Origin of the sequence: Pseudomonas sp. P135, from assembly GCF_020312125.1 — a bacterium.
Taxonomy (GTDB): domain Bacteria; phylum Pseudomonadota; class Gammaproteobacteria; order Pseudomonadales; family Pseudomonadaceae; genus Aquipseudomonas; species Aquipseudomonas fragariae.
On record NZ_JAGPYR010000016.1, the window covers coordinates 1 to 24257 of the forward strand.

27 protein-coding genes, 1 tRNA gene and 1 pseudogene are annotated in these 24257 nt (G+C 58.1%); 13 read left to right on the top strand and 16 right to left on the bottom strand.

Annotation, left to right across the window (positions count from 1 at the left end; translation table 11 throughout):
• Nucleotides 1–233 precede the first annotated feature (233 nt).
• From KBY08_RS20390 to KBY08_RS20435, 10 genes and pseudogenes are all read left to right on the top strand, one after another.
• A complete protein-coding gene (locus KBY08_RS20390) occupies nt 234–773 on the top strand; it encodes a thiamine pyrophosphate-binding protein (RefSeq protein WP_011267479.1) in 540 nt (179 codons plus the stop codon).
• Nucleotides 761–1357 (top strand): thiamine pyrophosphate-dependent enzyme, encoded by a 597-nt coding sequence (locus KBY08_RS20395; protein ID WP_011267478.1) that lies wholly within the window; start codon nt 761–763, stop codon nt 1355–1357. The genes KBY08_RS20390 and KBY08_RS20395 overlap by 13 nt, the downstream gene beginning before the upstream one ends.
• 66 nt (nt 1358–1423) lie before the next feature.
• Complete coding sequence (locus tag KBY08_RS20400; RefSeq protein ID WP_003442215.1) at nt 1424–2587, top strand: acyl-CoA dehydrogenase family protein; 1164 nt, start codon at nt 1424–1426, stop codon at nt 2585–2587.
• 74 nt (nt 2588–2661) lie between these two features.
• On the top strand, nt 2662–3864 hold the full coding sequence (locus KBY08_RS20405) for a CaiB/BaiF CoA transferase family protein (RefSeq protein ID WP_024652272.1): 1203 nt from the start codon (nt 2662–2664) through the stop codon (nt 3862–3864).
• Nucleotides 3865–3927: 63 nt separating this feature from the next.
• A complete protein-coding gene (locus KBY08_RS20410) occupies nt 3928–4677 on the top strand; it encodes an electron transfer flavoprotein subunit beta/FixA family protein (RefSeq protein WP_011267476.1) in 750 nt (249 codons plus the stop codon).
• Entirely contained in the window at nt 4678–5607 is a 930-nt protein-coding gene (locus KBY08_RS20415) for an electron transfer flavoprotein subunit alpha/FixB family protein (RefSeq protein ID WP_011267475.1), read from the top strand.
• 25 nt (nt 5608–5632) lie between these two features.
• Nucleotides 5633–6478: a MaoC family dehydratase N-terminal domain-containing protein gene (locus KBY08_RS20420; protein ID WP_011267474.1), complete on the top strand. Its 846-nt coding sequence runs from the start codon at nt 5633–5635 to the stop codon at nt 6476–6478.
• On the top strand, nt 6475–7290 hold the full coding sequence (locus KBY08_RS20425) for an HpcH/HpaI aldolase/citrate lyase family protein (protein ID WP_011267473.1): 816 nt from the start codon (nt 6475–6477) through the stop codon (nt 7288–7290). Before KBY08_RS20420 ends, KBY08_RS20425 begins: the two co-directional genes overlap by 4 nt.
• Nucleotides 7291–7375: 85 nt before the next feature.
• Nucleotides 7376–7603, top strand: a pseudogene (locus KBY08_RS20430) (aldehyde dehydrogenase family protein); the annotation flags it as partial.
• Nucleotides 7604–7663: 60 nt separating this feature from the next.
• Complete coding sequence (locus tag KBY08_RS20435; protein WP_225651252.1) at nt 7664–8578, top strand: transporter substrate-binding domain-containing protein; 915 nt, start codon at nt 7664–7666, stop codon at nt 8576–8578.
• A 158-nt stretch (nt 8579–8736) separates the two neighbouring features.
• On the opposite strand, the gene KBY08_RS20440 is transcribed toward KBY08_RS20435, so the two are convergent.
• From KBY08_RS20440 to thrS, 9 genes are all read right to left on the bottom strand, one after another.
• Nucleotides 8737–8813 (bottom strand) — tRNA-Pro (locus KBY08_RS20440).
• Nucleotides 8814–8901: 88 nt separating this feature from the next.
• On the bottom strand, nt 8902–9258 hold the full coding sequence (locus KBY08_RS20445) for a MerR family transcriptional regulator (RefSeq protein WP_004408375.1): 357 nt from the start codon (nt 9256–9258) through the stop codon (nt 8902–8904).
• Nucleotides 9239–9541 (bottom strand): integration host factor subunit alpha, encoded by a 303-nt coding sequence (ihfA, locus tag KBY08_RS20450; RefSeq protein ID WP_002553164.1) that lies wholly within the window; start codon nt 9539–9541, stop codon nt 9239–9241. The genes KBY08_RS20445 and ihfA overlap by 20 nt, the downstream gene beginning before the upstream one ends.
• A 3-nt stretch (nt 9542–9544) precedes the next feature.
• On the bottom strand, nt 9545–11923 hold the full coding sequence (gene pheT / locus KBY08_RS20455) for a phenylalanine--tRNA ligase subunit beta (protein WP_060405988.1): 2379 nt from the start codon (nt 11921–11923) through the stop codon (nt 9545–9547).
• A gap of 27 nt (nt 11924–11950) precedes the next feature.
• On the bottom strand, nt 11951–12967 hold the full coding sequence (gene pheS, locus KBY08_RS20460; RefSeq protein WP_024661311.1) for a phenylalanine--tRNA ligase subunit alpha: 1017 nt from the start codon (nt 12965–12967) through the stop codon (nt 11951–11953).
• A gap of 104 nt (nt 12968–13071) precedes the next feature.
• On the bottom strand, nt 13072–13428 hold the full coding sequence (rplT, locus tag KBY08_RS20465; RefSeq protein ID WP_002553161.1) for a 50S ribosomal protein L20: 357 nt from the start codon (nt 13426–13428) through the stop codon (nt 13072–13074).
• 29 nt (nt 13429–13457) lie between these two features.
• Nucleotides 13458–13652 carry a 50S ribosomal protein L35 gene (rpmI, locus tag KBY08_RS20470; RefSeq protein ID WP_002553160.1) on the bottom strand — a complete coding sequence of 65 codons (195 nt, stop codon included), beginning with the start codon at nt 13650–13652 and terminating at the stop codon, nt 13458–13460.
• A 60-nt stretch (nt 13653–13712) separates the two neighbouring features.
• Nucleotides 13713–14264 (bottom strand): translation initiation factor IF-3, encoded by a 552-nt coding sequence (gene infC, locus KBY08_RS20475; protein WP_170846037.1) that lies wholly within the window; start codon nt 14262–14264, stop codon nt 13713–13715.
• Nucleotides 14264–16186, bottom strand: coding sequence for a threonine--tRNA ligase (gene thrS, locus KBY08_RS20480; RefSeq protein WP_103714476.1), 1923 nt, complete (start codon nt 16184–16186; stop codon nt 14264–14266). Before thrS ends, infC begins: the two co-directional genes overlap by 1 nt.
• A gap of 349 nt (nt 16187–16535) precedes the next feature.
• Here thrS and KBY08_RS20485 point away from each other — a divergent pair, with 349 nt between their 5' ends.
• Nucleotides 16536–16841, top strand: coding sequence for a hypothetical protein (locus tag KBY08_RS20485; protein WP_058399490.1), 306 nt, complete (start codon nt 16536–16538; stop codon nt 16839–16841).
• 295 nt (nt 16842–17136) lie between these two features.
• Entirely contained in the window at nt 17137–17349 is a 213-nt protein-coding gene (locus KBY08_RS20490; protein WP_003315566.1) for a cold-shock protein, read from the top strand.
• 66 nt (nt 17350–17415) lie between these two features.
• On the opposite strand, the gene KBY08_RS20495 is transcribed toward KBY08_RS20490, so the two are convergent.
• Entirely contained in the window at nt 17416–17757 is a 342-nt protein-coding gene (locus tag KBY08_RS20495) for a lipoprotein (RefSeq protein WP_011267468.1), read from the bottom strand.
• A 309-nt stretch (nt 17758–18066) separates the two neighbouring features.
• On the opposite strand from KBY08_RS20495, the gene KBY08_RS20500 reads away from it, so the two are divergent.
• Nucleotides 18067–18261 carry a hypothetical protein gene (locus KBY08_RS20500; RefSeq protein ID WP_011267467.1) on the top strand — a complete coding sequence of 65 codons (195 nt, stop codon included), beginning with the start codon at nt 18067–18069 and terminating at the stop codon, nt 18259–18261.
• Nucleotides 18262–18283: 22 nt separating this feature from the next.
• Here KBY08_RS20500 and KBY08_RS20505 read toward each other — a convergent pair whose 3' ends face one another.
• From KBY08_RS20505 to KBY08_RS20530, 6 genes are read right to left on the bottom strand one after another with little or no spacing between them, the layout of a single operon-like run.
• Nucleotides 18284–19309, bottom strand: coding sequence for a nucleoside hydrolase (locus tag KBY08_RS20505; RefSeq protein WP_011267466.1), 1026 nt, complete (start codon nt 19307–19309; stop codon nt 18284–18286).
• A gap of 23 nt (nt 19310–19332) precedes the next feature.
• Nucleotides 19333–19737, bottom strand: coding sequence for a D-ribose pyranase (rbsD, locus tag KBY08_RS20510; protein ID WP_011267465.1), 405 nt, complete (start codon nt 19735–19737; stop codon nt 19333–19335).
• Nucleotides 19734–20654 carry a ribokinase gene (rbsK, locus tag KBY08_RS20515; RefSeq protein ID WP_011267464.1) on the bottom strand — a complete coding sequence of 307 codons (921 nt, stop codon included), beginning with the start codon at nt 20652–20654 and terminating at the stop codon, nt 19734–19736. Before rbsK ends, rbsD begins: the two co-directional genes overlap by 4 nt.
• A gap of 30 nt (nt 20655–20684) precedes the next feature.
• Nucleotides 20685–21701 (bottom strand): LacI family DNA-binding transcriptional regulator, encoded by a 1017-nt coding sequence (locus KBY08_RS20520; RefSeq protein ID WP_011267463.1) that lies wholly within the window; start codon nt 21699–21701, stop codon nt 20685–20687.
• A gap of 1 nt (nt 21702) precedes the next feature.
• Entirely contained in the window at nt 21703–22695 is a 993-nt protein-coding gene (locus KBY08_RS20525; RefSeq protein ID WP_004408445.1) for an ABC transporter permease, read from the bottom strand.
• Entirely contained in the window at nt 22692–24245 is a 1554-nt protein-coding gene (locus KBY08_RS20530; RefSeq protein ID WP_024652227.1) for a sugar ABC transporter ATP-binding protein, read from the bottom strand. The genes KBY08_RS20525 and KBY08_RS20530 overlap by 4 nt, the downstream gene beginning before the upstream one ends.
• Between the last annotated feature and the right edge of the window lie 12 nt (nt 24246–24257).

The window sequence follows — 24257 nt, forward strand, 5'->3', positions numbered from 1 at the left end:
TAACGCGATCTGTCTTGGGCTTAGTCATGTCGTATCCTTGCGGCTATTGAGGCACCTGGCAAGGGATACGTTTTTCAGGGGCAAGGTCAATCGCCGTTGACCAACAGGCCACGCATTCCCCCCTAGCTATACAAAATGGGCATATCTCAAAGACAAAAACGGTAGTCGTCCTTCTCCTCCATCCCTCCCAGAATGGGTGAAAACACAAAAGCAGCACTGCTTGGGAGATTGGCATGTCAACAGAAGCTGAACACACCGTGGGACAGAATTGGCAAGAGGACGTGTTCCGCGTGCTCAAGGCCCACGACGTCAAACACGTGGTCTTCGTACCGGATGCAGGCCACTCGGCGGCGATCCGCATGTCGTATGCGGACCCGGACATCAAGGCCGTTGTCCTCACCACCGAGGAAGAAGGCATCGGCTATCTCGCCGGCGCATGGCTTGGTGGAGAGCGTGGTGCCCTCCTGATGCAATCCAGCGGAGTCGGTAACTGCATCAACACTCTCGCTCTGCAAGTCTGCGCAGGCTTTCCGCTGTTGATGGTGGTCACAATGCGCGGCGACTGGGCCGAATTCAACGCGTGGCAGAACCCGATGGGCCAGGCCACAGAAGCCTCCCTGAATCTGATGAAAGTGATGACCTGGCGCGCGGACGTCCCGGAAGACGTCGCCCCGTTGCTGCACGGTGCCGCGACCATGGCCTTCAACGGTGATTCGTCCACTGCCCTGCTGCTCGGCCAGCGCCTGATTGGAGAAAAGAAATGGGTCAAGTAAGCGCAAACCACACTCTGTGCCGCCGCGAAGTGGTCAAGGCCTTACTGGCCGACCGCAAAGACGTGCTGGTCGTGACGGGGCTGGGCTCCGCGTCCTATGACGTGATGGCCGCCGGTGACAACGATCTGAATTATTACCTCTGGGCCGCCATGGGCAGCGCAATCACTGTGGGCCTGGGCCTGGCGAATGCGCAGCCAGACAAGTCGGTGGTGGTGGTCACCGGTGACGGCGAGTTGCTCATGGGATTCGGCGCACTGGCCACGGTGGCACTGCAGAAGCCTGCCAACCTGACCATCGCTGTGCTGGATAACGGTCACTTTGGTGAAACCGGCATGCAAGTCAGCCACGCCGGCTTTGGTATTTCCCTGGACCAGGTGGCGAAAACTTGCGGCTTCAGTTGGACCGATGAGATCCGCGACATGGAAGGCGTACATAACTTGCGCGAGCGCTTTGCGAGCCGCGACGGCGTCAAGCTCGCGACGATAAAGATCAAAGCGGAGAACCCGCCCCGGGTGCTGCCGCCGCGCGATGGTCATTACGTCAAGAATCGCTTTCGTGCCGCCTTGGGTTTCAACCCGATCTGATTGCTCTTTGCTCGGCCCCGGTCACGCAGGGCAGTTACCGTGCGTGACGCGTTGAGGAGAATAAAAATGACTGACCGTAACTCTGAAGAACTCAATGCCATCCGCGAGGGCGTACGCGCTCTGTGCGCTGAATTCGATGCGGCTTACTGGCGCAAAGTCGACGAAGAAAAAGGCTTTCCGGAAACCTTCGTCAAGGCACTGACCGACGCAGGTTGGCTGGCAGCGATGATCCCTGTCGAATATGGTGGCTCCGGCCTCGGGTTGGCTGAGGCCTCGGTAATCCTGGAAGAAGTGAACCGCTGCGGCGGTAATTCCGGCACCGTGCACGGCCAGATGTACAACATGTTCACCCTGCTACGACACGGCAGCGAGGCGCAGAAAAGCTACTACCTGCCGAAACTGGCCAGCGGCGAATTGCGCCTGCAATCGATGGGCGTCACCGAACCCACTACCGGTACCGACACTACAAAGATAAAGACCACCGCCGTGCGCAAAGGTGACAAGTATGTGATCAACGGGCAGAAGGTCTGGATCTCGCGCGTCCAGCACTCCGATCTGATGATCTTGCTGGCGCGTACCACGCCTTTGACCGACGTGAAGAAAAAATCCGAAGGTATGTCGATCTTTCTCGTCGATCTACGCGAGGCCATTGGCAACGGCATGACCGTGCAGCCGATCGCCAACATGGTCAATCACGAAACCAACGAGCTGTTCTTCGACAACCTGGAAATTCCTGCCGATAGCCTCATCGGCGAGGAAGGCAAAGGTTTCCGCTACATTCTGGACGGACTGAACGCCGAGCGCACACTGATCGCAGCCGAATGCATTGGTGACGGTCGCTGGTTTATCGAAAAAGCCAGCGCCTATGCGCGTGATCGCGTCGTGTTCGGACGCCCTATCGGGCAGAACCAGGGCGTTCAGTTCCCCATCGCTGAAGCACACATTGAAATCGAAGCGGCTGACCTGATGCGCTGGCGTGCTTGCGAGGAATACGACAGCGGTATCAACGCCGGGGCCAGTGCCAATATGGCCAAGTACCTGGCGGCGAAAGCCTCGTGGGAAGCCGCCAATGCGTGCTTGCAGACCCACGGCGGTTTTGGTTTTGCCTGCGAGTACGACGTCGAGCGCAAATTCCGTGAAACCCGTCTGTATCAGGTTGCTCCCATCTCCACCAATCTGATCCTGTCGTACGTTGCCGAACACCTGCTCGAACTGCCGCGCTCCTTTTAAGGAATAAGCGTATAGCCCAGTGCGTCGGCCCAAGCAGACGCGACTGGGGAGCCATGACAAGAGAGATAATAATCATGAGCCAACCCAAAGGCATCCGTCCGCTCGATGGCGTTACCGTCGTCAGCCTTGAGCATGCGATTGCAGCGCCCTTCTGCACCCGACAATTGGCCGATCTTGGCGCGCGTGTGATCAAGGTCGAACGCCCAGGCACCGGTGATTTCGCCAGAGGGTACGACCAACGCGTCAACGGTCTCGCCTCGCACTTCGTCTGGACCAATCGCTCGAAAGAAAGCCTGACCCTCGATCTGAAACAAGATTCGGCCACCGAGGTGCTGGACAGCTTGCTGGCCACTGCCGATGTCCTGGTGCAGAACCTGGCGCCGGGTGCCGCAGCACGAATGGGACTTTCATTTGAGGCTTTGCATCAGCGGTTTCCGCGCCTGATCGTTTGTGACATTTCAGGCTACGGCGCAGGCGGCCCGTATGAAAAGAAAAAAGCCTATGACCTGTTGATCCAGAGCGAAGGCGGTTTCCTGTCGGTCACCGGCGGACCGGGTGAAGACGAAATGGCCAAGGCCGGTTGCTCGATTGCTGACATCGCGGCCGGCATGTACGCCTACACCGGAATTCTGTCTGCCTTGCTGTTGCGTGGACGCACTGGCGAAGGCAGCCACCTCGATGTGTCCATGCTGGAAAGCCTGGTCGAGTGGATGAACTACCCGATGTACTACGCGTACGACGGCTCTCCCCCTCCCCCTCGCGCCGGCGCCGCGCACGCCACAATTTACCCCTATGGTCCCTTCCCCATCGGTGACGGCACCACAGTCATGCTGGGGTTGCAGAACGAGCGTGAGTGGCAGCTGTTTTGCGACAAGGTACTGCTTACTCCTGAACTGGCGAAAGACGAACGTTTCTCTGCCAACTTCAAGCGCGTCGAAAACCGCCAGGCGCTGCGGGCACTCATCGTTGAATCGTTCTCCACACTCAATTTCGATGCCGTGTTTGATCGGTTGGAGCATGCGCAAATTGCTAATGCTCGGGTCAATGACATGCAAGGTGTTTGGGACCATCCGCAACTTCAGGCGCGTGATCGCTGGCGGGAAGTCGAAACCTCCGCCGGTACCGTTCCGAGCTTGATACCTCCCGGCAGCAACAGCGCGTTCGAGCCACGTATGGATGCCGTACCGGGTCTAGGTCAGCACACCGAACAGGTGCTCAGGGAACTGGGGCTGGGTACAGACCGTATTGAACAAATGCGCGTAGCCGGGGCGATTTAGCCTTCAGCTGAAAATAAAAAGCCTGCCTGCAACGATCAAAGTTTTTCGAGAGAACACTGCCCAATGAAAATGCTGGTAGCTGTGAAACGAGTGGTCGACTACAACGTCAAGGTTCGCGTCAAGGCGGACAATTCCGGCGTAGACCTCGCCAACGTCAAGATGTCGATGAACCCGTTCTGCGAAATCGCAGTGGAAGAAGCCGTACGCCTGAAAGAAAAAGGCGTTGCGACTGAAATCGTCGTCGTCTCCATCGGCCCGTCCACCGCTCAGGAACAGCTGCGTACCGCACTGGCTCTGGGTGCCGACCGCGCCATCCTCGTCGAATCCGCTGAAGACCTGACTTCCCTGGCCGTGGCCAAGCTGCTCAAGGCCGTGGTCGACAAGGAACAGCCTCAGCTGGTGATCCTGGGCAAACAGGCCATCGACAGCGACAACAACCAGACCGGCCAGATGCTCGCTGCACTGAGCGGCTACGGTCAGGGCACTTTCGCCTCGAAAGTCGAAGTTTCCGGCGACAGCGTTGCCGTGACCCGCGAAATCGACGGCGGCGCGCAGACTGTCTCCCTGAAGTTGCCAGCGATCGTCACCACCGACCTGCGTTTGAACGAGCCGCGCTATGCGTCCCTGCCAAACATCATGAAAGCCAAGAAGAAGCCTCTCGAGACGCTGACTCCGGACGCTTTGGGCGTTTCCACCGCCTCCACCAACAAGACCCTGAAAGTCGAAGCGCCGGCTGCACGCAGCGCGGGCATCAAGGTCAAGTCGGTGGCTGAACTGGTCGAGAAACTGAAAAACGAAGCGAAGGTAATCTAAATGACTATCTTGGTTATTGCTGAACACGACAACAAAGTGCTGGCTCCGGCCACCCTGAACACCGTGGCTGCCGCTGCCAAAATCGGCGGCGACATCCACGTTCTGGTTGCCGGCCAGGGTGCTGGCGCCGTGGCTGAAGCCGCCGCGAAAATCGCAGGCGTGAGCAAAGTCCTGAACGCTGACAATGCTGCCTACGCGCATCAGCTGCCGGAAAACGTTGCTCCGCTGGTAGCCGAACTGGGCGCTGGTTACAGCCACATCCTGGCTGCCGCCACTTCCAACGGCAAAAACATCCTGCCGCGCGTTGCCGCCCAGCTGGACGTTGACCAGATTTCCGAGATCATCTCGGTAGAAAGCGCTGACACCTTCAAGCGTCCGATCTACGCCGGTAACGCCATCGCTACTGTGCAATCGACCGCTGCGATCAAAGTGATCACCGTGCGTGCAACCGGTTTCGACCCGGTTGCCGCTGAAGGTGGTTCGGCTGCTGTTGAAGCGGTTGCTGCTGCTCACAACGCCGGCACTTCCAGCTTCGTCAGCGAAGAGCTGGCCAAGTCCGATCGTCCTGAGCTGACCGCTGCCAAGATCGTCGTTTCCGGCGGCCGCGGCATGCAGAACGGCGACAACTTCAAACACCTGTACGCCCTGGCCGACAAGCTGGGCGCTGCCGTCGGTGCTTCCCGTGCAGCGGTCGACGCAGGTTTCGTACCGAACGACATGCAGGTCGGCCAGACCGGCAAGATCGTTGCGCCACAGCTGTACATCGCCGTCGGTATCTCCGGCGCGATTCAGCACCTGGCCGGCATGAAAGACTCCAAAGTGATCGTTGCGATCAACAAGGACGAAGAAGCACCGATCTTCCAGGTGGCCGATTACGGCCTGGTGGCGGATCTTTTTGAAGCGATTCCAGAAATGGCCACCCTGGCTTGATCACTGACCGACTGGAGCAAAGAATATGAGCAACAGTTCCGATTTTTCCGCCTGGATTGGACGACGTCAGGAAAGCCAGGACCGGATCAGTTTCACTCTGGTCAGACGCATTGCCGCGACATTGGGCGAGTCGGCACCAAAACCCGGTGAGCCGCTGCCGCCCCTGTGGCACTGGGCATTTTTTCAGGAGCCGGTGGGTGCCAGCGAACTGGGGCCGGACGGCCATCCAGCGCTGGGGGGATTTTTGCCGCCGGCCCATAACCACAATCGCATGTGGGCGGGAAGCCGAATTGAGTTTTTCCAGCCATTAAGAGTGGATGCTGAAGTGACCTGTGTATCGACCATCCTCAACGTCGAGGAGAAGCACGGTCGCACGGGTTCCTTATTGTTCGTCACAGTACGCCATGAGTTTTTCCAGGACGGCAAACGCGCCCTTCAAGACGATCAGGACATTGTTTACCGTGAAGCTTCCCCGCCCAAACTGAACGGTACCGAAACGTTACCTGAAGGCCAATGGCAGGAACGGATAGAACCCACTCCAACCCTGCTGTTTCGCTATTCCGCAGTGACCTTCAATGGTCATCGTATTCACTATGACTGGCCGTATGTGACAGAGACCGAAGGTTATCCGGGGCTGGTGGTACATGGTCCATTGATCGCCACGTTGAATTTGCGTGCCTTTACCAAAGCGCATCCAGCTGCGCGTCTGGAGCGTTTCGCATTCCGCGGAGTACGACCTCTGATTTCGCCTAAGCCTTTCGAGGTGGGCGGACGTCTAATCGAAAACGGCAAGGCACAGGTCTGGGCTGGCAATCAGGACGGCACTGCACAGATCGGAGAGATCGAGTTCAGCAATGGAGCAACGCCATGAGCAAATCACTTGTTCGCTCCGCCCTGTTTGTGCCGGCCACTCGACCAGAGCGCATCTCAAAAGCTATTGCCACCGGGGCGGATCGGGTTATCGTTGACTTGGAAGATGCCGTGCAAGAAAACCTCAAGGAGCAGGCGAGGGATAACCTCGACGCATTTCTGAGCGAAGCCCCGGATGCACGAATTCTGGTCCGAGTGAATGCCCCGGATCACTGGGCGCATGTTGCGGACCTGGATCTTTGCCGACGCCACGCTGGCGTTATCGGAATTCTGCTGCCCAAAGCAGAAAGCGCGAAACAGGTCACCACAGCTGCCGGTACCGAAAAACCGATTTGGCCAATCATCGAGAGCGCGAAGGGCTTGTCAGCACTCAACGAAATTGCCGGCACTCAAGGCGTTGAGCGGTTGTCGTTCGGTAGTCTGGATCTGGGTCTGGACCTGAACCTGACTACTGGCAGCCCTGCCGCCGAAGAAATCCTTAGCCATGCGCGCTACGCCGTTTTGCTCGCCACCCGGGTTGCAGCGCTCGCTCCAGCGTTGGATGGGGTATTTCCGTCGTTCCAGGACACCGCTGGGCTACTACGCGCGGTTCATTTTGCACGCGACATGGGCTTTGGTGGCGCGCTGTGTATCCATCCAACCCAAGTCGCAATCATTCATCAGGCGCTAAAACCAAGCCAGGAAGAATTGCAGTGGGCGCAACGCATTATCGAAGCCGCTCGTTCAGGTGAAGGCGTTTTCGTGCTGGATGGGCAAATGGTCGATGCGCCGGTCATTGGTCGCGCGCAATCCATTTTGGCTCGCGCGATCTGATTCAAAACCGGCGCTGTTGCTTAGAAGCTATGCATCCATTCCCATCCTGCAGGACGGTGTCATGACTAACGTTTCCAGCCTTAGACCCGTGGCATCGATCACAACTGCGCGGGACGCCGCACATGCTCTGGAACTGGCCCAGAAGCTGGCCGGCGAACTGGAAACCGGCGGCGTATTCATCAATGGCTATTGCGCAACCGATCCACGCGTCACTTTCGGCGGCGTAAAGAAAAGCGGTTTTGGCCGTGAACTGTCGCATTTCGGTGTGCACGAATTCTGTAATGCACAGACCGTCTGGCTGGACCGTCACTAACAACAAGCGAGTCGCCAAGCCCCGCGAGACCTCTCGCCTCACCCTAATGAGGAGCTTTTGATGCGTACCTTCTCTGCAATCCTGGGCGTTACCCTGACTGTGGCCTTAAGTAGTACTGCCCTCATGGCTGCCGAACCCACCGGCACGCTTAAGAAAATCAAGACCTCGGGGACCATCACCCTGGGTCACCGAGACTCTTCCATTCCCTTCTCTTATATGGCCGACGGATCCGGTCAGCCGATGGGCTACTCCCATGACATTCAATTAAAGATTGTCGAGGCTATCAAGCAAGAACTCGGTATGCCCAAGCTGAACGTACGGTACAACCTGGTGACATCACAGACGCGTATCCCACTGGTGCAAAACGGCACTGTGGACCTGGAGTGCGGCTCCACAACCAATACCGCCGAGAGAGCTCGGCAGGTCGACTTCTCGGTCGGCATTTTTGAAGCCAGCACCCGTCTGTTGGTCAGGAAGGATTCGGTTTACAAGGACTTTCAAGATCTCAACGGCAAGAACGTAGTGACTACTGCTGGCAGCACTGCCGAGCGGATGCTCAAGGTCATGAATGCCGAGAAAAAGATGAACATGAACGTAATCTCTGCCAAAGACATTGGCGAGTCTTACCAAATGCTCGAGTCCGGCCGCGCCATTGCGTTTATGCAGGACGACGCATTGCTAGCGGGCGAAATGGCAAAGGCAAAGAAACCGGAAGATTGGGTAGTGACTGGCACCCCGCAATCCAACGAAATCTATGGTTGCACAATGCGTCGGGGTGATCCGGATCTCAAAAAAGTCGTGGATGACTCGATTAAGTCACTTTTTGTCTCAGGTGAAATCAACGCCATCTACGATAAATGGTTTACTCAGCCCATCCCTCCCAAAGGCTTGAATCTCAAATTCCCCATGAGCGCAGAGCTCAAAACAATCATCGCCCAACCCAACGACCAACCGGCACCGGAAAATGCTCTTTAACGGCCGTCCCCTTCCAGCACACAGCGAAGCACTCTTCTCGCGCCATGAACTTTGTAGCTGCTGAAGATTCAACCAAGAGCCAGAATTTTTGTAGGGGTAAAAACGCTTAAAAACAAAAAAGGGTCGCGAGATAAAATCTCGCAACCCTTTGAATTATATGGTCGGGACGGAGTGATTCGAACACTCGACCCCTAGCACCCCATGCTAGTGCGCTACCGGACTGCGCTACGCCCCGACTAGGCGTGTATCTGTTTTGCAACCTGCGAAAACGTTGAGGAATATACCCTAAGCATTTGAATTTTGGAAGTATCCTGACTGCTCAATTACGCCTTGAGCATGACGAGTACGTCTTCCAGCTCCGCAATCATCTCGCGAATCATCTGCTTGTACTGCTGGGTGTCATCCTTTGGTTCACCGGCGGTAAGACGAAGTCGGGCGCCACCGATGGTGAAGCCCTGATCGTATAGCAGGCCGCGGATCTGGCGGATCATCAGCACGTCCTGGCGCTGATAATACCGACGGTTTCCGCGTCGCTTGACGGGGTTGAGTTGAGGAAACTCCTGCTCCCAATAACGCAGAACGTGCGGTTTTACCGCGCAGAGCTCGCTGACCTCACCGATGGTGAAGTAGCGTTTGCCGGGGATCGGCGGCAGCTCGTCGTTATGACTTGGTTCCAGCATATGCCTCAACTCGGGCCTTCAGCTTCTGCCCTGGACGAAAGGTGACCACACGGCGCGCCGTAATCGGAATCTCTTCACCGGTCTTGGGATTTCTCCCAGGCCGCTGGCGCTTGTCTCGAAGGTCGAAGTTGCCGAAACCTGACAACTTCACCTGCTCGTTATCTTCCAGAGCGTGCCTGATTTCTTCAAAAAACAGTTCGACCAGTTCCTTGGCTTCCCGTTTATTCAGGCCCAGCTCTTCGTACAGACGTTCGGCCATCTCAGCTTTCGTCAGAGCCCCCATACGCTACTTCCTTAACGTGGCGTTTAACCTCTCCTCAAGCGAGGTGAGGATAGCAAGTGTCGTTGCGTTTACCTCATCGTCATTAAGAGTGCGTGATGGATGCTGCCAGGTCAAGCCGACTGCAAGGCTTTTTCTATGCGGATCAATGCCTTTACCCTGGTAAACATCAAATAACCTGAGGTCTGTGAGCCACTCGCCTGCATTTTCACGAATAACGTCCAGAACCGCACTGGCCGAAACATCCCGATCGGCCAGCAGCGCCAGGTCGCGGCGCACTTCAGGGAAGCGCGACAGCTCGTGGAATTTCGGCAGACGGCCGGTCGACACTTCCGCCAGAACCAGCTCGAAAACAAACACCGGACGATCCAGCCCCAGGGTTTTCGACAGTTCCGGGTGAATGGCGCCCAGGAAACCGACCTCACGGCCATCACGCTCGATGCGCGCCGTCTGGCCTGGGTGCAAGGCAGGATGCTGACCCGGCGTGAAGGTGAACTCGCCCAGTGCACCGGCAAAGCCCAGAACCGCTTCAACGTCAGCCTTGACGTCGAAGAAATCGACTGCATCACGACCTTGCGCCCAGCCTTCCGGCAGGCGGCTGCCGCAGACAACGCCCGCCAGCATGGGCTCTTGCTTCAAGCCATCGAGCTGACCGACGAAGCGCAGGCCGCTTTCGAACATCCGCACGCGGTCCTGCTGGCGGTTGAGGTTGTGCTGCAGCGCCTTGACCAGACCCGGCCACAACGAGGCACGCATGGCCGCCATGTCATTGGAGATCGGGTTGGCCAGCAGCAAGGGCTTGGCGCCCGGCGAGAACAGCTCGAACCATTTCGGGTCGATGAAGCTGTAGGTGATCGCTTCCTGATAACCGCGGGCAACCAGCAGGCGGCGCAGCTCAGGCAGATCGCCCCTGGCTTCGGCCTTGGCCTGAGGAGCCAGACGGGCCTGTGGATAGCGGACCGGCAGACGGTTGTAGCCGTAAAGACGTGCCAGCTCTTCGATCAGGTCGACTTCAAGGCTGATGTCGAAACGATGACTTGGCACTTCGACACGCCATTGCCCATCGGCTTCGGCAGTCACAGCCAGACCGAGACCTTTCAGCAGGCGTTCGATTTCAGCGTTTTCGATCACCAGACCGAGCATCTGCTCGACGCGGCTGGCGCGCAGCGTAACCGGGGCGATCGACGGCAAATGCTGCTCGCTGACCACTTCGATCACGGGGCCGGCTTCGCCACCGGTGATATCCAGCAGCAGGCCAGTGGCCCGCTCCATGGCTTCACGGGCAAGTTGCCAGTCCACACCACGCTCGTAGCGGTGCGAAGCGTCGGTATGCAAGCCATAGGAACGCGCCTTGCCGGCCACCGAAATGGTGTCGAAGAACGCGCTTTCCAGGAAAATATCGCGAGTACCGGCAGTCACACCGCTGTGCTCGCCACCCATGACACCGGCGATTGCCAGCGCGCGCTGGTGATCGGCAATGACCAGCGTGTCGGCACGCAGGCTGACTTCCTGGCCGTCGAGCAGAACGAGCTTCTCGCCCTCCTCGGCCATACGCACACGAATCCCGCCGTTGATTTCGGCCAGATCGAACGCATGCAGAGGCTGACCCAGTTCCAGCATCACGTAGTTGGTGATGTCGACAGCGGCATCGATGCTGCGCACGTCGGAACGACGCAGACGCTCGACCATCCACAGCGGGGTCGGACGCGACAGGTCGACGTTGCGGATCACACGGCCCAGGTAGCGCGGGCATGCAGCCGGCGCCAGCACTTCGACCGGGCGCACTTCATCGTGTACAGCGCTGACAGCAGCGACCTGCGGACGGGTGACCTCAGCGGCGTAAAGCGCACCGACTTCACGCGCCAGACCGGCCACCGACAGGCAGTCGCCACGGTTCGGGGTCAGGTCGACCTCGATGCTGGCATCGTCCAGGCTCAGATAGACACGAATGTCCTGACCGACTGGCGCATCGGCTGCCAGCTCCATCAAGCCATCATTGCCCTCGCCGGCCTGCAACTCGGCAGCCGAACACAACATGCCGTTGGACTCGACGCCGCGCAGCTTGGCTTTCTTGATCTTAAAGTCGCCCGGAAGCTCGGCGCCGATCATGGCGAATGGAATTTTCAAGCCCGGACGCACGTTTGGCGCGCCACAGACGACCTGAAAGGTTTCGCTGCCATTGCTGACCTGACACACACGCAACTTGTCGGCATCGGGGTGTTGCTCGGTGCTCAGCACCTCGCCCACTACCACGCCGCTGAAAACGCCGGCGGCCAGCGTCACGCTGTCAACCTCAAGACCGGCCATCGACAGACGAGCAACCAGCTCGTCGCGGGAAACCTGCGGGCTTACCCAGCCGCGCAGCCATTGTTCACTGAATTTCATCCTGCTCTCCTGATGGGTTCGTACGACTTAGCGAAATTGCGCGAGGAACCGCAAATCGTTGTCGAAGAACAGGCGCAAATCATTGACGCCGTAACGCAGCATGGCCAGACGCTCTACGCCCATGCCGAACGCAAAGCCCTGAAACTCTTCAGGATCGATGCCGGACATGCGCAGCACGTTCGGGTGGACCATGCCGCACCCCATGACTTCAAGCCAGCCGGTCTGTTTGCAGACGCGGCAGCCCTTGCCACTGCACATCACGCATTCCATATCCACTTCCGCCGAGGGCTCGGTGAACGGGAAATACGAAGGACGGAAGCGCACGGCCAGCTCTTTCTCGAAGAACACACGCAGGAATTCTTCGATGGTGCCTTTCAGATCGGCAAAATTGATGTCGCGATCGACCAGCAGACCTTCGATCTGGTGGAACATCGGCGAGTGGGTGATATCCGAGTCGCTACGGTACACACGGCCTGGGCAGACGATGCGGATCGGCGGCTGCTGCGATTCCATGGTGCGTACCTGTACCGGCGAGGTGTGGGTGCGCAGCAGCATGTTCGCGTTGAAATAGAAGGTGTCGTGCATCGACCGGGCCGGGTGGTGGCCTGGGATGTTGAGCGCCTCGAAGTTGTGGTAATCGTCTTCCACTTCAGGGCCTTCGGCGATGCCGTAGCCGATGTGCGTGAAGAATTGTTCGATACGTTCCAGAGTACGGGTAATCGGGTGCAGACCACCTGAGGTCTGACCGCGGCCCGGCAGGGTCACATCGATGCATTCGGCTGCGAGCCTGGCAGTCAGTTCTGCCTGCTCAAACGATACCTTGCGTGCATTGAGAACCTCTGTGACACGTTCCTTGGCAACGTTGATCAGCGCACCGACTTGCGGACGCTCTTCAGCTGGCAGGTTCCCCAGGGTCTTCATCACCTGAGTCAACTCGCCTTTCTTGCCGAGGTAATGAACCCGGATTTGCTCCAGGGCATTGATATCTTCGGCGCTTTGCACAGCCTCAAGAGCTTGAGAGACCAGCGCGTCCAGGTTTTCCATGTACAGACTCCAGATACAAAATAGGGGAAGAGCTGAAGGCTCTTCCCCTATTTATGACGTTTAACACCGACCCCGGAGAACCGGGGCAAGTGATTGTCGGGGACTTAGGCCAAGGTGGCTTTAGCTTTCTCGACAATCGCAGCAAACGCCGCTTTTTCGTTCACTGCCAGATCAGCCAGAACCTTACGGTCGATCTCGATGGACGCTTTTTTCAGGCCGGCAATGAAACGGCTGTAGGACAGACCGTTAACACGAGCACCAGCGTTGATACGAGCGATCCACAGAGCGCGGAACTGACGTTTTTTCTGACGACGGTCACGGTAGGCGTATTGGCCTGCCTTGATTACCGCTTGCTTGGCAACACGGAATACGCGTGAACGCGCGCCGTAGTAGCCTTTTGCAAGTTTCAGAATTTTTTTGTGACGCTTACGGGCAATGACGCCACGCTTTACACGAGCCATGAGTTACTTCCTCTATATCTTGATCAAAATTAACGAAGGCGCAGCATGCGCTCGACTTTTGCCACGTCAGACGGATGCAGCAAGCTGCTACCGCGCAATTGACGCTTACGCTTTGTCGACATTTTGGTCAGGATGTGGCTCTTGAAAGCGTGCTTGTGCTTGATGCCGTTGGCGGTTTTCAAAAACCGCTTAGCTGCACCACTTTTAGTCTTCATCTTTGGCATGTTCGGATACTCCGCATTCAGTTGATAAATATAACCGCAAGGCCTGCCGTGCCCTGGTGGTTATTTCTTCTTTTTCGGGGCGATGACCATGATCAGCTGGCGTCCTTCCATCTTAGGATGCTGTTCGACGGAACCGTATTCGAGCAGGTCACCTTCAACCCGCTTCAACAGCTCCATACCCAGCTCCTGGTGGGCCATCTCACGACCGCGGAATCTCAACGATACCTTGGCCCTGTCCCCGTCACTCAGGAAACGTACCAGGTTGCGTAGTTTTACCTGGTAATCCCCTTCCTCCGTCCCTGGACGAAACTTGATTTCTTTAACCTGGATCTGCTTCTGGTTCTTCTTCGCTGCAGCAACCTGCTTCTTCTTCTCGAAGATCGATTTGCCGTAATCCATCACACGGCAGACCGGAGGGACTGCGTCGGCAGAAATCTCTACCAGATCCAGCTTCGCCTCTTCGGCAATACGAAGCGCTTCATCAATCGAGACGATGCCAATCTGCTCGCCGTCAGCGCCAATTAAACGAACCTCGCGGGCCGAGATATTTTCATTGATCGGGGCCTTGGGTGCAGCTCGTTTATCTTGTCTCATTTCACGCTTAATAATAATTACTCCGTATCTTGGCGACCACGCCGGGAAACCGCTTGTGCGAGGAATTCAGCGAATTGGGCGACCGGCATCGAGCCAAGGTCAGCGCCTTCACGTGTACGCACAGCGACAGTTTGCATTTCAACCTCCCGATCTCCAATCACGAGGAGATAAGGAACCTTGAGCAAAGTATGCTCACGGATTTTAAAGCCGATCTTTTCATTTCTCAAGTCGGACTTGGCACGAAACCCGCTTTGAGCCAGAGTTTTTTCCACTTCGAGGGCAAAATCGGCCTGTTTGTCAGTGATATTCATGATCACTGCCTGGGTAGGCGCCAGCCAGGCCGGAAACGCGCCTTCGTAATGCTCGATCAGAATTCCGATGAACCGCTCGAAGGACCCAAGAATTGCGCGGTGCAACATGACCGGATTCTTGCGACTGTTGTCTTCCGAAACGTACTCGGCACTCAAGCGGATCGGCAGATTGAAGTCCAGCTGCAAGGTGCCGCACTGCCATACCCGACCGAGACAATCCTTGAGGGAGAACTCGATTTTCGGACCGTAGAACGCGCCCTCGCCCGGCTGCAGGTCGTAAGGCAGACCTGCGCTGTCGAGTGCGGAAGCCAGCGCCGATTCGGCACGGTCCCAAAGCTCGTCGGAGCCTACACGCTTTTCAGGGCGAGTGGACAATTTGAGTTCGATATCCTTGAAACCGAAATCGGCGTAGACATCCAGCGTGAGCTTGATGAACGCGGCAGACTCGGCCTGCATCTGGTCTTCGGTACAGAAGATGTGCGCATCGTCCTGGGTGAAGCCACGCACGCGCATGATGCCGTGCAAGGCACCCGACGGCTCGTTACGGTGACAGGCACCGAACTCGGCCAGACGCATCGGCAGCTCGCGGTAGCTCTTCAGGCCCTGATTGAACACCTGCACGTGGCAAGGGCAGTTCATCGGCTTGATCGCGTAGTCGCGGCTTTCGGACTCGGTGGTGAACATGTTGTCGGCGTAGTTGGCCCAGTGCCCGGATTTTTCCCAGAGCGAGCGATCGACCACTTGCGGGGTCTTGATCTCGAGGTAGCCATTCTCACGCTGCACTTTACGCATGTACTGCTCAAGCACCTGATACAGGGTCCAGCCCTGCGGGTGCCAGAAAACCATGCCCGGCGCTTCTTCCTGGGTATGGAACAGGCCAAGACGCTTGCCGATCTTGCGATGGTCGCGTTTTTCGGCTTCTTCGATGCGCTGGATGTAGGCTGCCAGTTGTTTCTTGTCGGCCCAGGCAGTGCCGTAGACGCGCTGCAATTGCTCGTTCTTGGCGTCGCCGCGCCAGTAAGCGCCAGACAGTTTGGTCAGCTTGAATGACTTCAGGAAGCGCGTGTTCGGCACGTGCGGACCGCGGCACATGTCGACGTATTCTTCGTGGTAATACAGGCCCATTGCCTGCTCGTTCGGCATGTCTTCGACCAGACGCAGCTTGTAATCTTCGTGACGGGCGGTGAACACCTCGATCACTTCAGCGCGCGGCGTGACTTTCTTGATGACGTCGTAATCTTTTTCGATCAACTGCTGCATGCGCTGTTCGATCGCCGCCATATCGTCAGGCGTGAACGGGCGCTCGTAGGCGATATCGTAATAGAAGCCGTCGTCGATCACCGGGCCGATGACCATTTTTGCAGTCGGATACAACTGCTTGACCGCGTGCCCTACCAGGTGCGCGCAGGAGTGACGGATGATTTCCAGTCCTTCCTGATCCTTGGGGGTGATGATCTGCAGGCTGGCATCGTTTTCGATCAGGTCGCAGGCGTCGACGAGCTTGCCGTCGACCTTGCCGGCGACGGTGGCCTTGGCCAGACCGGCACCGATTGAAAGCGCGACATCGGCTACGGAAACCGCCTGATCGAATGAACGTTGACTGCCGTCGGGAAGAGTAATAGTTGGCATGGCGCCTCCTCTCCTAGTGGTGACCCCTACCAAAGGTCACGTGGGTTGGGATGAGCCAGTACGTGATCCGGTGGTATGCCTGCCTCACAGTGGCAGGAGCCTTGGGGCCAACCTTGAACCGGACCAGATGACTGGAATGTACGAAAAAACCTGCCTGCGCGGCACCGAAAGCCATTGGCCATGGGGCGCTGGAAAATAACAGGACGCGCATCCTAACACAGCCAGGCCGGCCGGGATGCACATCCACGCAAATGAAATGGAATTGGCACGCCGCCTGAACTGGCTGGCTTCATGGGCGTCAGAAACCAGCAAGACCCCGTACGTTTTTTCCAGCAATAAGGAGAACACCATGAAGTTTTCACGCCTGACCAGCCTCCTCGTCTGCAGCGCCGCCCTCATCCCGCTGGGTGCTCACGCTGCGATGGATGGAGCGACACGCACCACCTTCAGTCAGGAATGCGTGGCTGCGGCCAAGAAACAGGGGCTGAATGACAAGACCGCAACGACTCACTGCGAATGCGGAGCACAACAGGTGGACAGTCACTTCACCAACAAGGAAATAGCCTCGCTCAAGGATACCAAGGCAGCGCCACCCGCTGCATTGACGGCAAAACTGCAAAAACTGGTCGCAGAGAACTGCACAGCGACAAAATAATCATTTTTTTCAGCCGGGGTAAAATGCACGTGCCAAGCACTGATAGCAGTTGGCCCCGGCACTTCTGAAAGCCATGAAAATCATGGCTTTAAGCGCTATTGGTACGGCCCGTTCTGCGCTGAGCCTGGCACCTCTGAGGGCGGTTTGCAGAGTATGGTGAACTGCATATACGGTACCTTTACGCAAAGGGCCCACCTTAATAGCTGTTTTTTTGCCCATTTCGACTATGATAGCCCGGTGTGCCCAGTTGGCCTGAGCAGCACGTTACTGAAAATTATGTTTCTGGAGATACACCATGTCTAATCGCCAAACCGGCACCGTAAAATGGTTCAACGATGAAAAAGGCTTCGGCTTTATCACTCCACAAGGTGGCGGTGACGACCTGTTCGTACACTTCAAAGCAATCCAGAGCGACGGTTTCAAAAGCCTGAAAGAAGGCCAGACCGTTACTTTTGTTGCTGCTAAAGGCCAGAAAGGCATGCAGGCAGAAGAAGTTCAGGTGGCCTGATTCACCTGACACAAAAAAAACCCCGTCACTGACGGGGTTTTTTTATGCGCAAAAGAAAGTACCGGCTCAGCCGCAATTGATACGGGTCACCTTCCCCGACGCGTCGGTGTTGACGTTTACCCGCTCGGATCGGTATTCCAGCGTAACCATGTCGTCAGGGCCGAGAATGCGCGCATCCTGCGAACCGGAACGGGCGCGGACTTGAGAAAGGAGGTCGATGGACGCCTGCTTGCCAATGGCGAACTGGGCAAGCCCTGCATCACAGCGCCCAGGTATCGCGTTGCTGGCTGGCGCGTCGGCCTTGACGGGCGCTTCAGCACTGGCACTGCTATCAGACGCCGTACTGCTGCAGCCTGCCATCAATGAAGCCACGACCATAAAACCCAATGTTGCGAATTTCCGGGGCATACACCCTCCTCTGCCAATGAACATTTCCAGACCTGTCCGACCGCGCTCAGGCGCGTTGGTTGCACGGTCCGACCGACATGCCTTGTGTAACCTGTTGATCTGCCTGGAACGGGAGTCTGCCTTGGCATGAAACAGGGCGTGCGAGGAAATCGTCACAAAACGTTTATCGCCGCAGCTCATTGAATCGGGCTATCAGGATCATATCTAAGTAGAAGTGTCAAAATGCGCGCGGGATGGTTTACTGCCAGGGACACAAACGCCGGGAAGCGAGCAGCGTGTGCGTGACCCTTCAGTGGAGATCAGACAGACATGACAGCCATAACCCTAGACGCGGACATCAAGGCCAGATGGCCTCAGGGGCACTGCTCGCACAGCCCCGGGAATCCGGAAGAACTGATGATCATCGCAGTCGACCTGCTGATCAAGGAACTGGGCACCGAGGGTGCCCGTGCCTTCATCAGCCAGGTGCTGAGCCGCTATGCCGCGGCCGGACTGCCCGCCTGATACGCGGCCTCAGGTTGCGTACTTACTTGAGACGCGCCAGACGCTCGGTCAGCAGATCGAAGAACCCCTGAGCGTCGCCGTTCTCGACCCAGAATACATTCTGCGGCTGCTTGAGCGTGCCGTACCAGTCGGCCACTGTCTGACCAAAACCGATGCCCTCACGCGTGTCCACGGTCACGTTGATCTGCCGCCCGGAAAACAGCTCGGGCTTGAGCAGCCAGGCAATCACGCTGGCGTCGTGTACCGGCCCGCCGGGCAAACCGTAATGCTCCATGTCCAGCTTGACGTATTCATTGAGAATGCCGTCGACCAGCTTGCCAGCATTGTTGCCCAGTGCGGCGATCTGCTTGAGGCGTTGTTCACTGGTGAGAATCTTGTGGGTCACATCCAGCGGCACATACGTCAGCTTCACACCGCTGGCCAGAACGATCTGCGCGGCATGCGGGTCGGCGAACAGATTGAATTCGGCAACCGGGGTGATATTGCCGCCGTTGAAATGCGCGCCACCCATGACCACCACTTCCTTGATGCCCTGAGTGATTTCCGGAGCCTGTACCAAGGCCAGCGCCAGGTTGGTCTGCGGGCCGAGCATGGCGATGGTGATGCTATGTGGCTTGGCCTTGCTCAGGGTGCGGATCAGGTAATCGACGGCATTGCCTTCGGCAAGGCCCTTGGCGGGCTCGTGCACGGGCACACCCGGCAGACCTTCCTGACCGTGAACGTTCTCGGCATAGATCGGGGTACGCACCAACGGCTTGGGCGCACCGGCATACACAGGCACCTCTTCGCGCCCGGCCCACTCACGCGCCAGCCTGGCATTACGCGAGGTCTTGTCGAGCCGCACATTGCCGGCCACCGTGGTGATAGCCATCACGTTGAGCTCTTCAGGTGACGCCAGCGCCAGTAACAGTGCAACGACATCGTCCGCACCTGGATCCGTATCGATGATCAGATCACGCTTTTCAGCCGCCTGGACAGCAGCAGTACCGAGAATGGACAAGAGCAACGCTCCACGAATGAACTGTCTGGAAAACTGTATCAATGTCATATGAAACTCCCTTTATTGAATTATTAGAAGACGACTCCGGATACCAGCGCCACATTACTGTACGGCTGACATTCTCCGGTACGGATGATTGCCTTGGCCTTGCGACTCAGGACCTTGAGGTCTTCGTGGCTAATCCAGCGTTGTTGCCCCAACTGGTCTTCGAGATTCAGGCTTTCGATCACCTGCAACGCAGGCGGTTTGACCTCGGCCATCTCATTGGCCAGTACGTGGCTTTCAACCTGCATTTCACTCAGCACGACATCCAGCACACTGATGAAATCCGGCACACCGCGGGTCAGCGCGAGGTCGATCAGTTCGACGCCTGCCGGTACTGGCATGCCGGCGTCGACGATCATCAGGATGTCGCCGTGGCCCAGCGATGCGATCACGCGGGACAGGGCAATATTGAGTAGCGGGGTCTTTTTCATAGCGAATTGAATTCCTGTACTTCCTCGAACGTCGGGATGGACGGCTGGGCACCCGCTCGGGTGACGGAGATGGCCGCCGCAGCCTGACCGAAACGAATTGCCTGCAATTCGCCATGGCCTGCGGACAGCGCCGCCGCAAAACCGCCGACAAAGGTATCACCTGCAGCGGTGGTGTCCACGGCCTGCACGCGTCGCGCGGGAATATGATCCATGCCAGAAGCATTGGCGAACAGGGTTCCGTGCTCGCCGAGGGTAATGATCACGTTGCGCGCGCCGGCCGCCAGCATGACCGATGCCGCATTTTCAGCGGCAGCCGGCGAGTCGACGTTCACACCGGTCAGGGTCTGCGCTTCGCTTTCATTGGGGATCAGGTAGTCGATCAGGGCATACCAGCTTGCCGGCAAGGGCTCGCTGGCCGGGGCAGGATTGAGAATGACGGTCTTGCCCAGCGCACGGGCGCGGGCCAGGGTGTGGAAAACGGTTTCGGTCGGCACTTCGAGCTGGCAGATGACGATTTGCGAATCTGCCAGCAGCGCGTCGAAGCGCTCGAGCAATGCCGGAGTGAGCCGACCATTGCCACCGGCCACGATGACAATGGCGTTCTGGCTGTTGGCGTCGACCACGATCGAGGCGATCCCGGTGGACACCCCCTCAACGACGGTCACCGCCTGACAATCGATCTGCTCGGCCAGCAGCGCTGCACGCAGTTGTTCGCCGTAGGCATCCGCCCCGACACAACCGATCATTGCCACACTGGCGCCAAGACGTGCCGCAGCGACCGCCTGATTGGCGCCTTTGCCGCCAGGCACGGTGTCGAATGTCTCCCCGCTCAAGGTCTCGCCAGGACGTGGCAGACGCTGGGCGCGGATGACCAGATCCATGTTCAGACTGCCTACTATCACTATTTTTGCTTGCATGGCTGATTAATCCGTTGCTGTGCTTGCGCGTCATTCGTTGGATAAAGTGTTTGGCGCTGCCGTAGACTCGCGCACCACGACGCTGGGCGTCACGAGCCTTTTTTCGGCAGGAAGCGCATGGGGTGTGGCGATTCTGCTCAGCAGCATTTCTGCAGCGGTTTCGCCCAGTTGCATGATTGACTGCCCCACGGTGGTCAGCGCCGGATAAACGTAGCGACTCATCTGGATATCATCGAAACCGATCACCGACAGGTCCTGAGGCACACGAATCAAGCGCTCGGCGGCGGCGCGCAGCACACCGATGGCGATGACGTCGTTGCCGGCAAAAATCGCGGTCGGCGGATGCGCTGCCAGAAGCTGACACGCTGCCTCATGACCGGCAGAGCTGGTGAACTCACTGTGCAGCGCCCATTCGGCACGGACCGGAACGGACGCCTGTTGCAAGGCGCGCCGATAACCCGCCAGACGCATCTCGGCCACTGTGCTGTGAAATGGCCCACCAATACAGGCAATGGCGCGATGTCCCAGGTCCAGCAAGTGCCGGGTTGCCAGATAAGCACCCTGTTCATGGTCGATACGGACCATGTCGGCATCGATACCGTCCAGCTCCCGGTCAACGATCACCAGCGGCGTACGTACCTCGGCAAGGCCACCTGCAATACCCGCGTCGCCACCCACCGAAGAAACAATCAGCCCGTCCACGCGCTTTTCCAGCAGCACGCGCAGATAACCACGCTGTTTCTCCGGATTATCATCGGAGTTGCAGAGGATCACGCAAAAACCGTTGCGCTCGCAGTAATCCTCGATGCCCCGCGCCAACTCGGCGAAATACGGGTTCATGCCGTTGGGAATCAACAGGCCGATGGTCGAGGTGGTCTTGGCCTTCAGCGAACGCGCCACTGCACTGGGCACATAATCGAGCTGTGCAATGGCGGCTTCGACCTTGAGCCTGACCGGCTCGCTCACCGGCCGGGTATTGTTCAACACGTGGGAAACCGTGGTGTACGAGATCCCCGCCAGGGCCGCGACATCCTTGATGGTTGCCATATCAGCCCTGGCGCCGAGCCCGGTGGCTGCGGTAGGTGTCCAGCACCACAGCAATCACGATCACCGCACCGGTGATGATCCGCTTGGTCGGCTCGGTCGCACCGATCTGCGCCAGGCCCGCGGCCAGCACGGAAATGATCAGCACACCGAAAAAGGTGCTGATGATCGAACCGCGTCCGCCCATCAGGCTGGTACCGCCAATCACCACTGCCGCAATGACCTGCAGCTCAAGCCCGGCACCGGCATTCGGATCGGCCGCTTCCAGCCTGGATATCTGAAACAGTGCCGCGACACCGGCCAGCAGCCCCATCAGCGAGAACACCAGAATCTTGTAAGGCTTGGGATTGATACCCGCCAGACGCACGGCCTCTTCATTGGTGCCGATGCCGATCAGGTAGCGACCGAAAACGGTCCGGGTCAGTACCGCCTGAGCGACGAAGATGATCAGCAACGCGATGATGAAAGACGGCGCAATGCCAAAGGCAATCGGATCGGACAGCCAGGCGAACGAATCACCGATGTAGGCGGTACGCGAATTGGTCATCTGATAGGCCGCACCACGAGCCATTTCCAGCACGCCCAGAGACACGATGAACGAAGGGATGCGCCAGGCAACCGTAATCGAGCCGGTGATCGTACCCGCCAGCGTCGCACAGGCAATGCCCAGCAACGCCGCCGGAAACACGCTCCAGCCCCAGCCGAGGATTGCCACACTGACCGCCGAAGCAGCCAGCGCCAGCACCGAGCCGACCGACAGGTCGATGCCGCCGATGATGAGGATCAGCGTCATGCCGACCGACAGCACCATCAGGTCCGGGATCTGGTTGGCGAGCATGCTGAAGGTCTGGTAGGACAGGAAGTGATCGCTGAGCAGCGAGAACAGCACGATCATCACCAGCAACGCACCGGCCAGCCCGATGTAGGTACCCAGGCCAAAGTAGTTGCCGCCGCGACGGACTGGCACAGTCAGCGTCGGAGAAGGAGTATTTTTCATGAGTTGTTCCTGGGCGCCGCATCATTGAGCAGCGCGTCACGTTTCTGATAACCGGCGAAGGCAGCGGCCAGCAATTGGTCCTGGGTCCAGCTATCGCGCTCGAACGTGTCGATCAGGCGACCGGCAGACAGCACGCCGATACGATCACAGATAAGCATCAGTTCGCGCAGATCGCTGGACACCACCACCAGCGCCCTGCCCTGACGGGTCAATTCGGCCAGCAGCGCGTAGATATCGAACTTGGCACCGATGTCGATGCCCCGTGTCGGCTCGTCGAACAGCATCACCGTGCAGTCACGTTCCAGCCAGCGACCGATCACCACCTTCTGCTGATTGCCACCCGACAACTCGGAGACCAGCTGGCCCGGACTGGAGCTGCGAATGCGCATGGCCGCCACCTGGCGCTGCGCCAGTTTCAGCTCATCTTCGCTGTTGACCACGCCCGCGCTGGAAATCGAATGCATGTTGCCCAGCGCAATGTTGGCGCTGATCGATTGCGACATCAGCAGGCCTTCGCTCTTTCGGTCTTCCGTGATCAGCGCGATACCCTGCGCCACCGCGTCGGCTGGCGAGCGAATGCTGACTTTTTGCAGCGGACTTCCGACTTCGATGTCACCGCTGTCGGCAACGTCTGCACCGTAAATCAAACGCAACAACTCGGTACGCCCGGCACCGATCAGTCCGGAAATACCGAAGATTTCACCTCGACGCACGTCGAAGGACACATCCTCAACCTTGCCGGCGCGACTGAGCCCCTTGACTGACAGCGCCACCTCGCCAATCTGCCGGGCGCCCATGTCGATATGCTCGCCGAGCTCACGGCCGACCATCAGGGTCACCAGTTGCTCACTGTTGTAGCGGGCAATCGGCTCGACACACACCAGCTTGCCGTCGCGCAGCACGGCGATGCGCTGGGACACCCTGGCAAGCTCTTCAAGCCGATGGGATATGTAGATGATCGACACGCCCCGCGCCTGCAGCCGTGTGATCTGCTCGAAGAGCATTTCCACTTCGCGCGAGGTGAGCATGGCAGTGGGTTCGTCGAGAATCAGTACGTGACAGTCGCCGATCAGGTTGCGGGCGATCTCGACCATCTGTTGATGACCGATCCCCAATTCGCCGACCAGCGTGTCGGGATCAATGGCGTCGAGCCCCACTTGAGCCATGGCCTCGGTCGCGTTTTCGCGCAAGCGCTTGCGGTCGATCCAGCCGGCCCTGCGGGGCAGGTCGTGAAGAAACAGGTTTTCAGCCACGGTCAGGGTCGGCAGCAGGTTGAGTTCCTGCATGACCATGCGAATGCCGAGCTTTTCGGCCTGGGTACGACTTGCAGGCTGATAAGGCTGGCCCTGGAATTCCATGTTTCCGGTGGTAGGCGTTACCAGCCCGCCGATGATTTTCGACAAGGTGCTTTTACCGGCACCGTTTTCCCCGGTCAGAGCCAGCACTTCGCCGCGCATCAACGTCAGGTCGACGTCCCCGAGCACGGGCTGTGCGTAGGTTTTGCCGATGCCACTGACCGAAAGAACAGCTGTCTGAGCAGACGCTGACATACATTTCTCCCA